Genomic DNA, 13,241 nt, shown 5'->3' with positions numbered 1-13,241 from the left:
TAGGTTTCGCGTCGGCATGGGTGGCAACTTGAAATGGGGCGTCTTCTGCTTCTCTGGCAGGACGCAAGCATTTCCACCAAAAGTATTGATGTGTCGTGTGACCTTCCTGCCGCAATCGGGCTGGGTCGTGCAACGATCGGCTGCGCCCACGTCTATAACCAGAGGGCTCGTGGCTTCGCCGCGACCGCTCCTCTTATCATAGGTCGATCAATGCACTCGTCGATAAGTAGCCACTGTGCTGGCGCAGAACGGGTCCCGAAGGCCGCCCAAGCTGAAATCACACAAGTCATTGCTGCAATCGACGTGGTGGCCGGTCGCGGCACCGCACCTCGCATCCGGGACCAGTTTATCACCGGGCTGAAGGGCCGGGGCTGGTCGGGTGAAGTCCCGGTGTCGAGAGACTCCGACATGACCATTACCTCTATGAAGGATGGCATCGGGCTCTGCATGCAAACCGGCAACATGGCTCGGATGTACGCCGATCTGATCAAGCTGCAAACGCTCTACCTCGACAATGCAATCACTGCCGCCGTCATCGTCCTGCCTTCTCAGCCTCTGGCGCTGCAAATCGGCGACAACATCGCTCAAGCGACCCGGCTTGAACGCGAGCTTGAAATCTTCCGCAAGGCGTATCACGTCCCGACCTTGCTCATCGCTTTGGAGTAGAGATGTCCGACATCAAGTTCCCCGACGTGACCAAGGGCTCCCGGTTCGGATGGCCCAAGCCAGCCAGACTCGAGGAGTTCCATGCTAGACTCAAGGCATCTGGGCTGCCAACAGTTCAGGTTGCATTCCAGGGTGGCCAGCAAGACATCCCCCGCATAAGGGTTCCCATCGACTTGCCCAAGTACAGGCTGGGCAACGGCCGCACAGCGTCGCTCCAAGTCGAGCATCTCGCACGGCATCCGGACCTCCGGCGGGACCTATTCACTGGCGATCCAGAGATGTGGGACGCCCAAGAAGCGCAGCACGAGCTGCTGTTACAGCTTGGTAGGCAGTCCGACCTGGACAAGTACTTCACGGACCCGGCGAACAGGCAGTCTGGGGCACTTCTGCTGGATCAGGATGGCTTCGTCGTGAATGGCAACCGACGGCTGTCGGTTTGGCGTCAGCTATTGGCCGACGATGCCTCGAAGTACGGGCACTATGAATACATTGATGTCGCCGTATTGCCGCACGCGACGGAGAAGGACATCGACCGCTTGGAGGCGCTTCTTCAGATCGAGAAGGACATCCGGGCAGATTATCCATGGGACGCCCAAGCCAACATGATGCTCGCCAAGATGGAGCACGGGGCGACGCCCGCTGATCTTTGCCATCTCTACAAGATGAAGGACACCGAACTTCAGGAACTGTTCGACATGCGCGACTACGCCGACGAGTACCTGCGCTCGCGAGGGAAGGCGGATATGTGGTCGGAAGTATCTTCCGGCCAAGAGCACACCTTCCGCCGGCTTGTTCAGAACCGCGTCAAGCTGTCGGGCGTTGCACGCCAGGAGATGTTCAAAGAGGCGGTCTTCGCCTTGATAGACGACCCCTCGTCGGTCGGGCGCCTGTATTTGGCTATCCCGGAACTCGCTGCGAGCTTGGACAAGGTGGGAGACCGGCTCTCAGCGGAGTTCGCAGTGGACGCCACGGTGCCAAAGGACGGGCTGGACGACCTATTTGGGGACGGTCGGCCAAGTGCACCAGCGGCCAGAGACGCGGCCCTTGCTTCTGTCCTTCAGGACCCAAAGCAGCTCCCTCGCGCCCGAGACGTCATCGCCGATGTGCTTGAATCGGAGCGGCAGCTCAAGAAGGACGTTCGCAAGGCCGGCTACCTGCTCGACTGCTGTGCGAAAGCGAACACCGCGTTGGTAGCGGCAGTCAAAGATGGTCTACGGCCTGAGTCCAAACGCGGGGGTGTTGGGTCTCAGCTGGATCAGATCGAGAAGTCCATCGCCCAAATCAGAGCCTTCTTGGCACAACATGCTAAGAATTGATTACCGCCGCCGCGACGGACGCGCTTATCTTTCTTGGGAACCCATGGATGCAAAGGCCCCTTGGGTGGCGATGCTCAAGCGTGTGGTGTTTGATGCCAGTCAGGACGCCATACAGGAAGACGCATCGAGCCTAACGCTGCCGTGGTGGTCATTCGCTGGGGCGCGGGACCAATTCCTTCAAGTCTTGCGAGCCCATGAGTTGAGGCCCAACGAGGGCCTCTGGGTAAGCGAAGCTGCCACACAGTTGCTGCAGGCATCTCGCCGAGCCGTGGAGCTGTACAGGACCGCCCCCGATGCTGATCCCGTCGAACCGACCGCTCTCTTGAAATCTTTGGATGCTGGCGGCTTCGTTCGTGTTCTCTCAAAATACCAACTTCGCAACGTGAGTCGTATTGCTGCCCTCCCCGCCGCTGCTACCTTCTCGGTGCCCGGTGCTGGTAAGACCACCGAGGCACTCGCCTATTTCGTGCACCGAGCCGAGCCAGGAGATCGGCTCATGGTGGTCGCGCCCAAGAACGCATTCGCGGCGTGGGATGAACAGATCAATGAATGTCTGCCCGGCCTCAAAGCATCCTTTGTTCGCCTGAGAGGCGGTCGTGATCGCATTCGGGCGGCACTGTCAGAAGACCCGCGCTTCAGTCTTCTCACGTATCAGCAACTCATGCGGCTTCCGGACATCGTTGCCCAACACATCGCCCAGCACAGGACCTTCGTCTTCCTTGACGAGAGCCACCGGATTAAGGCGGGCGTTGGCGCGGCTAGTGCTCGGGCGACCATAGGGCTGTCCCATTTGCCGGTCGGCAAGCTGATCTTGAGTGGAACCCCGATGCCGCAAGCGGTCGGGGACCTGCTCCCCCAATTCCTGTTCCTCTACCCAGAAGTCCCCGCGCGCGAGGACACCGTTGTCGACTTGATGCGCCCCATCTACGTCCGCACCAACAAGGCCGAGCTGAATCTTCCCCCGGTGACTCGAACGTTCGTTCAGCTTCCCCTCGCGCCTGTCCAAGCGGAGCTGTACCAACTCATGCGCCTTGAGGTCGCCAGGGAGGCTTCAGCCCTTCTTGACAGTCAAGGACGGCAGGCGTTCCGGTCAATGGGCCGGTCGGTTGCCCGCCTTCTTCAGTTCGTCTCCAATCCCTCTCTGCTCGCGTCTCAAATCGGCTTCGCTCACAGCGATCTTCTGGCGGCAGTTCTCGCTGAGGGTGAGGGGCCTAAGCTCGAGTATGTCATGCGACGCGCCCGCCGACTCTCACGCGAGGGGCACAAGGTCCTCATATGGTCCTCGTTCGTGCGGAACGTGGAGTACATGAGTTCGCGGCTTGCTGACCTCGGAGCCGTCTTCATCCACGGGGGAGTGGATGCCGGCAGCGAAGAGGACAATGACACGCGCGAAGGCAAGATCAAGGCGTTCCACGACGACGACAACGTGCGCGTGATGGTGGCCAACCCCGCCGCCGCGAGCGAAGGCGTGAGCCTGCATCGAATCTGCCACCACGCCATCTATCTCGATCGAACCTTCAATGCGGCCCACTACCTTCAGTCAGAGGACCGCATCCACCGCTTTGGCCTTCCCCCTGATCAGAAGACAGTGATCGAGATCGTGGAGTGCCAGCATACCGTCGATGAGACGGTGCGGTCTCGCTTGGGCTTCAAGATCGGTCAGATGGCGGCAGCCCTCGAAGACTCTTCGTTGGCCCCAGACCCCATCCCCATCGACCCGACGGATGCCGACGCAGAGGACCCGGAGGAGTACGTGACCGGGCTCCAACTTGAGGACGTGAAGGCACTAGCGCGCGATCTGGGCGAGAGTCAGACATGACATCCCTTACGCCCGGGCTCGCTTCGTCTGCGCTGGACCTGCTGCGCTTGCTACAACGGAATGCCCTGACCGCTTCCGAGCTGTTGGCTGGCCTCAAGCGGGTTGGCGGCATGCCATCGGCTGAGGCTCTGTCGCTGTCGCAGACGCTCAACTGGCTGGAAGTAGATTCGGAGGGAGTGCTGCAGCCAACGCCGTCAGGTCAGCGAGCCTGTGGCCAGAGTGACTACCGCCTAGCACTTCGCCAAGTCCTCCTGGACTATGCCGACATCGTAGCGCCGGAGTGGCTGCAGAACGCCATCAACGGACGCTCGCGTGTCCTTGCCTTTGCTGGCCCAGGGATCGCTCAAATACTCGTGGAGGCTGAGGTTGCAACTGGTACATCGGATGATGTGGTTGAGTTCTGGGACATGCTGGCGTCGTTGGCGCGAGGCTATCGCGATGATCGCTTGCTGACGATCGGGCGCAGAGGCGAAAGACTCACAATTGCTCATGAGAAAGCAAGAACTGGGGCTTCACCGAGATGGGTCGCCCTCGACAGTAATCAAGACGGTTACGATGTGCTGTCCGTCAAGGCGGCGGACGACCCAGCGCCGCTGTGCATAGAGGTCAAAACTAGTACGGTGGGGGTCACCGGGTTCATGCACATCTCACGCAAAGAGTGGGATCACGCGCTCGTTAGTGCGAACCACGCCTTCCATCTCTGGGACCTCAGAACCTCAAGTCCGCAACTCGCTGTTATAGGGGTGGCTGAGATGGCAGGTCACATGCCCGTGGACGCTGGGTCGGGCGACTGGCGCGAGGTCCGCGTGCCCTTCCGCACATTCACCTCCTTGTTCAGCACAGTCGCGTCGTAGCCCTATGCAACCGCCTTGCGCTCGCCGTGCCACGGCAACGAATTGAACCAGGCCCCGACCAACAACCCGCTGAGGATCGATAGTGCATTGTCAGCCAGCTTGCGGGACCCAGGAATGCTGTCGCTGATCTCGCCCTCAGCAGCCGCCTCAAGCACGTAACCGATCGCGGCGTGCTGTAAGTCCTTTGACGCGCCCGCAAGGTAAGAGCGCACCGTCGCCGCTAGGTCGCCCAATAGATCGACCACGTCGAACGGGCGAAGCCCTCCGGCCCTATGGCTCCAGGCAAGTTGAAGTGCTTCGGGCGCGGTCGTGAACAGGCGTTGCTCAGTCTCCGCAAACAGCGCGCCGGTCGCCATCTGCACTCGCTGGATGAACGGTGAGCCTTGGAGTTCCCGCAGAAGCTCATCGTCCAGCTCGATCTCACGGACGTTGATCGATGGCCCGAAGAAGAACCGGACTCGCCACGCGGCCTGGCCTCCCCTCGCGTTGGCGAGTTCGAACCGCATGCCGCTCTTGAATCTCAGTCCCGGGAGCGCGGCGCGGAAGCTGCGTCCGACAGGATAGGTGCGACCCTCCGTAGTGGGTGGGGTCACTGGCGCGGCCCTCGTCGGCAACGACAATGAGCCTCCCGCCATCCCAAATGACTGGAAGTCCTTGGGCATCACACCGAGCGCCGCCTGCGCCAACAGGTAGGTGAAGGTGGGAGGAATCGCGTTGCCGATCATCTTCGCCTTGTCCGCGAAAGATCGGGCGTAGAACTGATACGTAATCGGGAAGCCTTGCAGGCAAGCGCGCTCGCGGATGCTGAGGCGGCGGAAGGCTCCGGGGGTGTGTTCTATCACAATACTTTCGCGGGACACCCGTGTGCAGGTGGCCGTGACCGTCCGGGCTGGGGCGTCAAGCTCATCCGGAAATGCCATATTGTTGTAGACCGGGTGATAGATTTTGGACTCCCGGTTCATGCGCAGCTCCTCAGCGTTCAGCGGCGCTTCGATCTCCCGTTCAGTCACTCGCACTGGAGGGAGCGTGCAGCCCCACACGGGGTCCACGATCTTGGTTCTGGCGCTCAACGCCCGGACCACATTCCCAAGCGTAGGGCGAGCAAGCCTCGTCCGGTAAGCCTCCACTAGCTCAAATGGAATGGTGCCCGCAATGCAACGCCGCCGCGATTGGGGTGCGCCGTAGTCAGAGAAGTCGACCACCTTGATTTGTGGCTTGAGCCGACGAAAGCGGTAGAGTGGGTGGGTGGACTCCGAGAACCCGTGCGACAGCACTTGTGCCACGCGCGGGACGTTCTCAAGCACCCAGTAACGAGGCTTCAGGTGTTCCACGATTTCGAGGAACTTGACGACATCCTTCAGACCTTCATCTAAGTTCCCACCTCCGCCCCGGTTCGAATAAGAGAACTCCGTGCAGGGAGGGCTGCCGACGACGAGGTCAATGTCACTCGGGAGGTCTTGGAGCCGCAATGTCCTGACGTCTACGGGTTCAATGACACCGCCGTGATTGCCGTTGTGGGTGTCTACTGCCGTTGGCCACCACTCATACGACGCGACCACATCAACGCCCGCCAACCGGAGCCCCAAGCTCCAACCACCAATCCCTGCATAGAGGTCGATCGCGCGCAACATAAGCTCCCGTCTATTGAATCGAGTCGGAGGGGCGGCCGACTCAGCCAGATTAGCTGCTTCGGGCCAAAGGGCCAAGATCCAATCTAGATGCCGACTCCCGGTCCAGCCTCACCGGCCCAATAAACGCCCTTAGGCGCTCCGCCAGGTTCGTCTCGTCCCGCGTTTCGCACTCCCAAACCACGAGGCTATGCCAGCCGTCCGAACTCGCCCGTTCTAGGTCTCGAGCGTCGCGGGCGCGATTGCGCTCGAACTTCTCTTCCCAAAACGGGCGTCTCGTCGCTGGCACGTGGGCGAGCTTGCAACCCTCGTGCTGGTGCCAGAAGCAACCGTGCACGAAGATGATGGATCGTCGGCCTGGAAAGGCAACGTCGGGTCGGCCCGGAGCAGCTTTCCATTGGAGCTTGAAGCGGTAGCCCAGCCTATGCAAAAGCCGGCGCACAATCATCTCGGGCTTAGTGTGGGCACGCTTGATGCGCGCCATGTGGGCGCTTCGTTGTGCGGAGGTCAAGCGATCAGGCAATGACTGCCTCCGTGCTGCTCGGATTGGCCGGCTGCACACGCTTCGCCAGCTTCGCAAGCGTCGACCGGGAGCAGCTAGTTGCCTTCACTATCGTGTTCCAGCTCTGCCCCTTCTTCAGCATCTCAATGATAGCCGCGTTCCGCTCTGCGTCCTCAGGGCGGCCCTTCATGCGTCCCTCGGCCTTCGCGTTTGCGATGCCCTGAGCTTGCCTGCGGCGTCGGTCGTCGTAGTCCTTGCGCGCGATCGCGGCGAGCATGTCGAGCAGCATACCGTTGATGGCGTCGAACATCCGGCCGGTGAAGGCGTCCTCGGTCTTCAGCATCATGTGCGAGGTCGGCAAGTCCAGCGCCACGACCTTGACCTCTCGGTCCTTGATCTCGCGCTTGAGCTGATCCCAATCCTTGTCCGATAGGCGGCTCAGGCGGTCGACCTGTTCGGTGAGCAAGATGTCGCCCGGCTTGCTGTCCCTGAGCAGCCGGAACAGCTCCGGCCGGTGCAGCGATGCCCCGCTCTCGTTCTCCTCGTAGGTGGCGGCGATGGTCAGCCCCCGCTCCCGGCAAAACGCTTCAAGGTCCCCTCGCGCGCGTCCCGCGTCCTGCTCCTTGGTCGAGGCCCTGAGGTAGGCTCGGATGAATGACATGATGCCCTCCGGTTCGTTTTGACTGGTTCGGTAATAAGTGGTTCGCTTTGAGTGGTCAAGGGGTGTTTCTCGAACCAGAGCGGACCCGGTTCGGAAAGGGCACACCATTGCGAACTGGCTTGTGCAAAGACGATCCGTTGCTGATAGATGGTTCGATTGTTGGCGCTGACCAACGCCCGACTGAGCGGAGAACGCATGATCGAGAAACCAGACCGGGAGCGACAGCTTGTCGTTCAGATCGTGAAGGGGGCAACTCTCGAACAAACCGATGCGCTCCGAACATGGGCGCTGAAGCTCCTCGAAATCCGTAAGTCGGGTTTGCCGGCGCGAACGAAGGCCAAACAAGCTATCGCTGCGACTGTGCAGGGCAAAGTCGTGGGACCGATGCTCAAGAGGGCACTAGGGGGAGCGAAGAGCGTTGGGTGGGATAACAGAACCACGGCTCAGCGCCTCGGACTTGGTGGGGCCGCCGTTGGGGTAGCATTGTTCGGCGGTCAGGGTGCGGGAATTGTAGCCCTCGGGATGGGGGTCGGGGTGCCCCTCTGGGCGGTGCTGGGAGCCGGGTCCATGTTCGCAACGTATCTGTATGAAGAACTTGCCCAATCGACGACCAAGGGTGGAGCTACCTACACGGTCATCGATGCCGAGAAGGAGGACAGGCCGGCGCCCTCGGGAAAGAGACCGCCCCAAACGCCGGCAGGATAGCCGACGCAGACCGAACCGGGTACGGGGGGTCTTTTGCGCGGGCTGGTCATCTGATCACCCGCTCATAGATTTTTACCAAACATTCCCGACCTCCATTAGCATCACCTAATGGCAACTCATTGGTTCTCTCATGTGGGCCCGGTGACGACCGAGCATATCGGCATCACCCGGAAAGTCAGTTCGGCCGAGGCTGCCGGCGAAGAACTGCTGAGGTGGACCAAGCACGGCCCTAAGTGGACCGAGCGATGCGCGTCTGCATAGCCGTCATTGCCGACGAGTCGCCATCCGAGGAGGCTCGGAAGGCGTTCCTGGCTGCAGCAAAGGAGGAGAAGATGCTCAGGGTAAACGGCAGCGGATACGACTCCTGGCCATTCTGCTTGCCAATACAACCGCGTCCGATTACCTTAGCCTCGCAAACATTGGGAGGGAACTATGGCATTTAAAGTCGGTGATATCGTGATGTTGAAGTCTGGCGGACCGCCGATGACAGTTGTCCAGTTGAACACTGCAACATCTCTTCATGCATCGTGGTTCGCTGGCCACAAGAATGAAAGAGCGCAATTCCATCCCGACTCTTTGGTCGCTTACGAAGAACCAAAGAAGAAATGACGGCCCAAGCAGCTGCCGCGTGGATGCTCAAAACTCTGGAGGATGATGGGACGCTCTACCAAGACGTGGCGGTTGCCCACATCATGGAGGCCTTTGGAAACGAGCTTGCTGGCATAAATGCAAATGGGAACTCCTCGATTAACCCCTCAGTGTTGAAGGTGTTCAACGAGCTTACGCCAGCCGCCGTATGGAGCCGGTCAGGCAGGTACTGGCGGTGGCGCAAGGACTTCGACCTTCCTGGGCGCCTCCAACCCTGAATGAAGCGGGGGCCTTTCTGAGTACCCGGCCTCCTCATGGCCTCTGAGAGAACTTCAGGGCCGCGAGGGAAACATTGACGGAAGGTCCTTCGGTAGCTAGGGGGCGCCTTGAGTTCCCTCTAAAGGATAACCCAAGGGGTGCTGCCAAAGAGTCGGGGATGTTCCGATCAAGATAAACCATTCCGCTTGCTACTCCTCTCACGGCTGCTAGCATTTCGAAATATTGGACGGTGGCGCACCAACTTGACGATCTTTGATATTTTTTCCAAGCGGCAGAAGCGCCAGCGCGGCGAAATGCCTGATGTTTATCAGTATGACACGATCCCAATGCCCCTGCGGGTACAGATTGTGCATATATTGAGAGATACAATTGGAGAGTTAAACAACGATACGTACTACTACCACACTGATATTCAAGAATGTTATGAGGCAGCCGTACAAATCCTCCTCCGTGAATATGGTGTATTCAGGTTGGGATCCGCTCCAGCCCACGCAGACCGGGATTACCCCAATCAGCTACTCAACTTCATTCTGCAGGCTCAAGATACCGAGCAGGTCATCGATGCCATCGAGATTAGCTTTAAAATAGTCAACGGTTTCGTTCGCAGAGACGGCTATTTAGGTAGGAGCGACGCAGACCGGGTGGCTAGCGAAGCCATCACAGAACTCAACGCGCGCCTTAAGGAACATGGTGTGGGATACCAATTCCTCGATGGAGAAATCGTTCGCGTAGATTCCGAGCTGATCCACGCTGAAGCTGTGAAGCCAGCCCTCCGTCTGCTTAACACCAAAAGCTACAAAGGAGCGCATGAGGAATTTCTGAAGGCGTACGATCACTACCGCCACGGTAGAACAAAGGAGGCTCTGAACGAGTGCCTTAAGGCGTTTGAGAGCACGATGAAATCCATCTGTGACAAGCGCCACTGGACCTACAATTCGAACGATACGGCAAAGAACCTCATTGGCGTGCTCTATGATAACGGGCTGGTGCCTTCGTTCTGGCAAGGTCAGCTCACTTCGCTTAGGTCCCTGCTCGAAAGCAGTATACCAACGGGCCGCAACAGGATGGGCGGCCATGGGCAAGGTACGACGCCGACCAACGTTCCTAGTTACATCGCGGCCTACATGCTCCACATGACAGCTTCGACACTCGTGTTCCTGACGACGGCTGAGGAAGCCATGCCGAAATAGAATAAGATGAAGGGGCATGAGGCCATCGCTCCTTCGACGCGCTGCCGTCATTCCATGTCCAGCACGTCGCCTCCTACAAAGACCGTCGTGGGCTCGCCGTATCGCGCTATCTGGAAGGACGGGATGACGCTAAGGAAGCCGGTTCCGACTTCGAGCAGCCTTAGCGCAGCGTCACTCGACCGTAGGAACATTGACGCATCAGCCAGGACGCTGCATTGCTGCGCGCCTTGGAGCTGGTGGCCGTACTGGAGGGGTAATGTCCTGGACTGTCGAAGACCTACGCAAACTCGATCTGAGGTACGCCGAGGAAGGCGTGCACATGCATCAGCGAGCCGCCCGCGCCGCAAAGGACCTGCTGGGCTCTTCCTACAGCCTAGGTGTCGGCGGAAATCCCGAAGTCCAGAAGATCATGGATGCATACAGGGCAATGATTCCCGAGGCCGCTGATAGTTGGCCTGGCATGGGCATTGGCCTGGCAGTCTCGGTAGACCAGGTTCGCAAGATGGTGGCGCCCGTCATCTTCGGCAATCGCGGTGCACCGATCGAGGTTTGGAGGTCGCTAGGCTTCCAAAGCCAACTCGACTGGCAGCACTGGTGTCGCGAGGATGCCAACATTGCGGCAGAGTCGCATTTCGCCTTCGCCGATCTCTACGACTTCACCTATGGTGTCGATGACCTTAAGGGCAGCAAGCCGGAAGCGCAGAAGCTCTGGCATATGGCTGGTTCCAATCTTGGAGATGCCGCCAACGCGCTTCCCACGTCATTCAGCGTGGACTCAATGATTCAGTCGATCTGTATGGTGGTGGAATTGTCGGTGAAGGCCGCGCTGGTCTTCAACGGGGCGGACCCAAAAGAGTTCAAGGGGAGCAAAGGCCATGATCTCGCGACCCTTGCAAAGCGTATGTCTGTCGAAATGCCCCATCGCGATGATCCGTTGATTCAGGCAGTGATCGCCGAGCTTCCGCCCTATGTTAAGAGCCGCTATGAGCCAGCGGGACTGACACGCCTCAAGGTCGCCCGGTTGGCCCTTGCTGTCCAGTTCGTCGCCGCATCGACGGCGCGGCGGCTGTCGCAGCGCGATCTCGCCAGCCAAATGGAGGTCGGCGGCTGGCCTGCGCCAAGACGGCCATTCTTTGCCTAATCAAGCGACAATGTAGCCGGTGTTGCGGTCTTTTGCGGCAGCGTAGGCTGTCTGTAAGCTAGAACAACGATCCTTGTGCGGGCTATTGTGGTGCCGGCGGGAACTTGATCTATGTGGAAGGCTTGTCCTCAATTACCAAGCCATCGCGTCTTTGCCGGCTTCTGGACGTGGTGGCAGGGCACGCTAACCCTTCTCATTTGCGTTCCTCCCCTTGCGCTGAGCTTGGGCCGAAACGGCTTCGTTCGACGGTCTCCAAGTGGTCGCCTTGACATCGAAGCGCGGCAGCTTCCTGATTTCCCTCGCGAGTGCTGTGGGTGGCCAGTCGCCGTATCCTTCTCGGGCGTCCTCCGCCCCGCTGCCAAGCATGTAGTCACGAGTCTGCTTGTCCATGTCATGGGCGCGCGAAAGCGTCGTGAACAGGTGCCGCCAAGCGTGATTGGGCTTTCCGCCCGGTGCTGGTATCCCCAATTCATCAGTGATCCAGTTCCCAACACGAACGCCCGCCTCTTGCGACCGGGGCTTGCCAGTCTGCTTTGTGAGGTCGGTGCCATCGGGATAGGGGACGTAGAAGGCAGGACCGGAGCCTACTTCCTTGAACATCTCCAACAAGCCCAACTCTACAAGGTGGGGGTGAACGGCTGCCATCCACGCCCTGCCGCTCTTTGTGGAACCGGCCTCAGGCGTTATGAACAAATAGGGCGTATCGCCATCCGACCGAACATCCACGCCGCGCAGCTGGGTAATCTCAGCCACCCGCAACCCGGTGTAAGCGCAAATCCAGGGCACCCAGAAGAGCGCGCGCTTGTGGGGCACTGAGACGTCCTTGGGGCTTCCCATGAATGTAGCGCCAAGGATGGCCTTGGCCTGCTCCATATCATAGCCCTTCTTGCCCGGTGCGGGGCCGTCTCTCCGGTCTCGAATGTCACTGGCAACGTTCGTTGGCAGGCCGAACTCCCTGACTGCATGGGTAAGGACGGCGCTCAACGCCGCAAGGGCCTTGCCGTTGACCTTCGACGGTGACAGCCCCTCGGCTATCAATTCGTCACGCCACTTCCGAACGTCCTCATTCGTCACGTCCAGAGCATTCCGGTGACCGCTGCTCTTGACGAATTTGACGAGGTCCCGCGCATAGTCGTTCTTGGTCTTCTCCTTGAGGCTCTGCGTCGCGAATTTGTGGTCAAGCAGGGCAAAAAGGTCCAAGTCCCCCGTAACCCGTGGCGCTGGCTTGGTCTCGCCGCGCTCAGCCCCCCAATTGGGGAAACGCTCTCGCGCTTCGTCGGGCGAATAGTCGCCTTCAGCCTTCCTAAGATTGGTTTCAGCCGCGAGCTGGATTGCCTTGAAGGCTGCGTGGACGACGCGACTACGGCTAAACAGGTCGGTGTTGACGTCCTGTTCAACGAACAACTCGTCGACTGTGGGGCCGAACCAGCCGTGAAGCTCACCGCGCTCTGCCTTCCCCTTGTTCAGCCGTAAGACAGCCTTCCAGATGCCTTCCTCGCCCGGCTCGCTGTCCATCATGTCGACTAAGCGGGCATAAAGGATGCCGGCAAGGGCCTGGACCTGCTTGTTGGATAACGGCTTCGGTCCTTCCCTGAACCGCTGCCAATACTCATGCAGAGCGGCATCGGCCTCCCGGTGACGCCTCTTGGCCTCTGCGGGGTCTTTGGTATCGAGGCTGACCTTGACGGTTTTTCCCGCTTTGACCGTTCTGACGACGCCGCCAACGGGAATTGCGACCCTTCCATCCAATGGAACATCCTTCAAATCGGAGGGTGCGCGTTGCCGAAGGTAATAGACACCCGTCTTCGGATGTGGTTGAGGTCCAGGCATTCTCAAGCTCATGTGTACCACCCCTGTGTACCAGACAGGCGGCAAAAAGATCAATAAAGTCA

14 protein-coding genes are annotated in these 13,241 nt (G+C 59.5%); 10 read left to right on the top strand and 4 right to left on the bottom strand.

All coding sequences use genetic code 11. From position 1 onward, the window contains the following. The first annotated feature begins 33 nt into the window (after positions 1 to 33). Genes EN869_RS25655 through EN869_RS25640 form a run of 4 tightly spaced genes read left to right on the top strand, consistent with a single transcriptional unit; the run spans position 34 to position 4,655 of the window. Positions 34 to 666, top strand: coding sequence for a hypothetical protein (locus tag EN869_RS25655; RefSeq protein ID WP_127230046.1), 633 nt, complete (start codon positions 34 to 36; stop codon positions 664 to 666). Between the two features lie 2 nt (positions 667 to 668). Next, positions 669 to 1,982, top strand: a complete 1,314-nt coding sequence (locus tag EN869_RS25650) for a hypothetical protein (protein ID WP_127230045.1) — start codon at positions 669 to 671, stop codon at positions 1,980 to 1,982. A 43-nt stretch (positions 1,983 to 2,025) separates the two neighbouring features. After that, positions 2,026 to 3,801 carry a DEAD/DEAH box helicase gene (locus tag EN869_RS25645; protein WP_245514641.1) on the top strand — a complete coding sequence of 592 codons (1,776 nt, stop codon included), beginning with the start codon at positions 2,026 to 2,028 and terminating at the stop codon, positions 3,799 to 3,801. Next, entirely contained in the window at positions 3,798 to 4,655 is an 858-nt protein-coding gene (locus tag EN869_RS25640) for a DUF3883 domain-containing protein (RefSeq protein ID WP_127230044.1), read from the top strand. The genes EN869_RS25645 and EN869_RS25640 overlap by 4 nt, the downstream gene beginning before the upstream one ends. A gap of 2 nt (positions 4,656 to 4,657) precedes the next feature. Here EN869_RS25640 and dcm read toward each other — a convergent pair whose 3' ends face one another. Genes dcm through EN869_RS25625 form a run of 3 tightly spaced genes read right to left on the bottom strand, consistent with a single transcriptional unit; the run spans position 4,658 to position 7,446 of the window. Beyond that, on the bottom strand, positions 4,658 to 6,283 hold the full coding sequence (gene dcm, locus EN869_RS25635; protein ID WP_189342940.1) for a DNA (cytosine-5-)-methyltransferase: 1,626 nt from the start codon (positions 6,281 to 6,283) through the stop codon (positions 4,658 to 4,660). A 52-nt stretch (positions 6,284 to 6,335) separates the two neighbouring features. Then, on the bottom strand, positions 6,336 to 6,845 hold the full coding sequence (gene vsr, locus EN869_RS25630) for a DNA mismatch endonuclease Vsr (protein WP_348632213.1): 510 nt from the start codon (positions 6,843 to 6,845) through the stop codon (positions 6,336 to 6,338). Next, entirely contained in the window at positions 6,799 to 7,446 is a 648-nt protein-coding gene (locus tag EN869_RS25625) for a recombinase family protein (protein WP_127230041.1), read from the bottom strand. The genes vsr and EN869_RS25625 overlap by 47 nt, the downstream gene beginning before the upstream one ends. Positions 7,447 to 7,641: 195 nt before the next feature. On the opposite strand from EN869_RS25625, the gene EN869_RS25620 reads away from it, so the two are divergent. The 6 genes from EN869_RS25620 to EN869_RS25595 all read left to right on the top strand — a co-directional run bounded on the left by EN869_RS25620 (position 7,642) and on the right by EN869_RS25595 (position 11,349). Further along, on the top strand, positions 7,642 to 8,151 hold the full coding sequence (locus tag EN869_RS25620; protein WP_127230040.1) for a hypothetical protein: 510 nt from the start codon (positions 7,642 to 7,644) through the stop codon (positions 8,149 to 8,151). A 245-nt stretch (positions 8,152 to 8,396) separates the two neighbouring features. Next, positions 8,397 to 8,594, top strand: coding sequence for a DUF982 domain-containing protein (locus tag EN869_RS35685; protein ID WP_348632212.1), 198 nt, complete (start codon positions 8,397 to 8,399; stop codon positions 8,592 to 8,594). Beyond that, positions 8,584 to 8,760 (top strand): DUF2158 domain-containing protein, encoded by a 177-nt coding sequence (locus tag EN869_RS25610; RefSeq protein WP_127230039.1) that lies wholly within the window; start codon positions 8,584 to 8,586, stop codon positions 8,758 to 8,760. Before EN869_RS35685 ends, EN869_RS25610 begins: the two co-directional genes overlap by 11 nt. Beyond that, positions 8,757 to 9,017 (top strand): hypothetical protein, encoded by a 261-nt coding sequence (locus EN869_RS25605; RefSeq protein ID WP_127230038.1) that lies wholly within the window; start codon positions 8,757 to 8,759, stop codon positions 9,015 to 9,017. Before EN869_RS25610 ends, EN869_RS25605 begins: the two co-directional genes overlap by 4 nt. A gap of 243 nt (positions 9,018 to 9,260) precedes the next feature. Beyond that, complete coding sequence (locus tag EN869_RS25600; protein WP_127230037.1) at positions 9,261 to 10,208, top strand: hypothetical protein; 948 nt, start codon at positions 9,261 to 9,263, stop codon at positions 10,206 to 10,208. Between the two features lie 256 nt (positions 10,209 to 10,464). Then, positions 10,465 to 11,349 carry a HEPN domain-containing protein gene (locus EN869_RS25595; RefSeq protein WP_127230036.1) on the top strand — a complete coding sequence of 295 codons (885 nt, stop codon included), beginning with the start codon at positions 10,465 to 10,467 and terminating at the stop codon, positions 11,347 to 11,349. A 183-nt stretch (positions 11,350 to 11,532) separates the two neighbouring features. On the opposite strand, the gene EN869_RS25590 is transcribed toward EN869_RS25595, so the two are convergent. After that, the gene (locus tag EN869_RS25590; protein WP_127230035.1) at positions 11,533 to 13,191 is read right to left on the bottom strand and encodes a DUF6538 domain-containing protein; all 1,659 of its coding nucleotides are present in this window, start codon (positions 13,189 to 13,191) and stop codon (positions 11,533 to 11,535) included. Between the last annotated feature and the right edge of the window lie 50 nt (positions 13,192 to 13,241).

Source organism: Mesorhizobium sp. M2D.F.Ca.ET.226.01.1.1 (assembly GCF_004022705.2).
Classification (GTDB): Bacteria; Pseudomonadota; Alphaproteobacteria; order Rhizobiales; family Rhizobiaceae; genus Mesorhizobium.
This window is presented reverse-complemented; position numbering and strand designations above follow the sequence as displayed.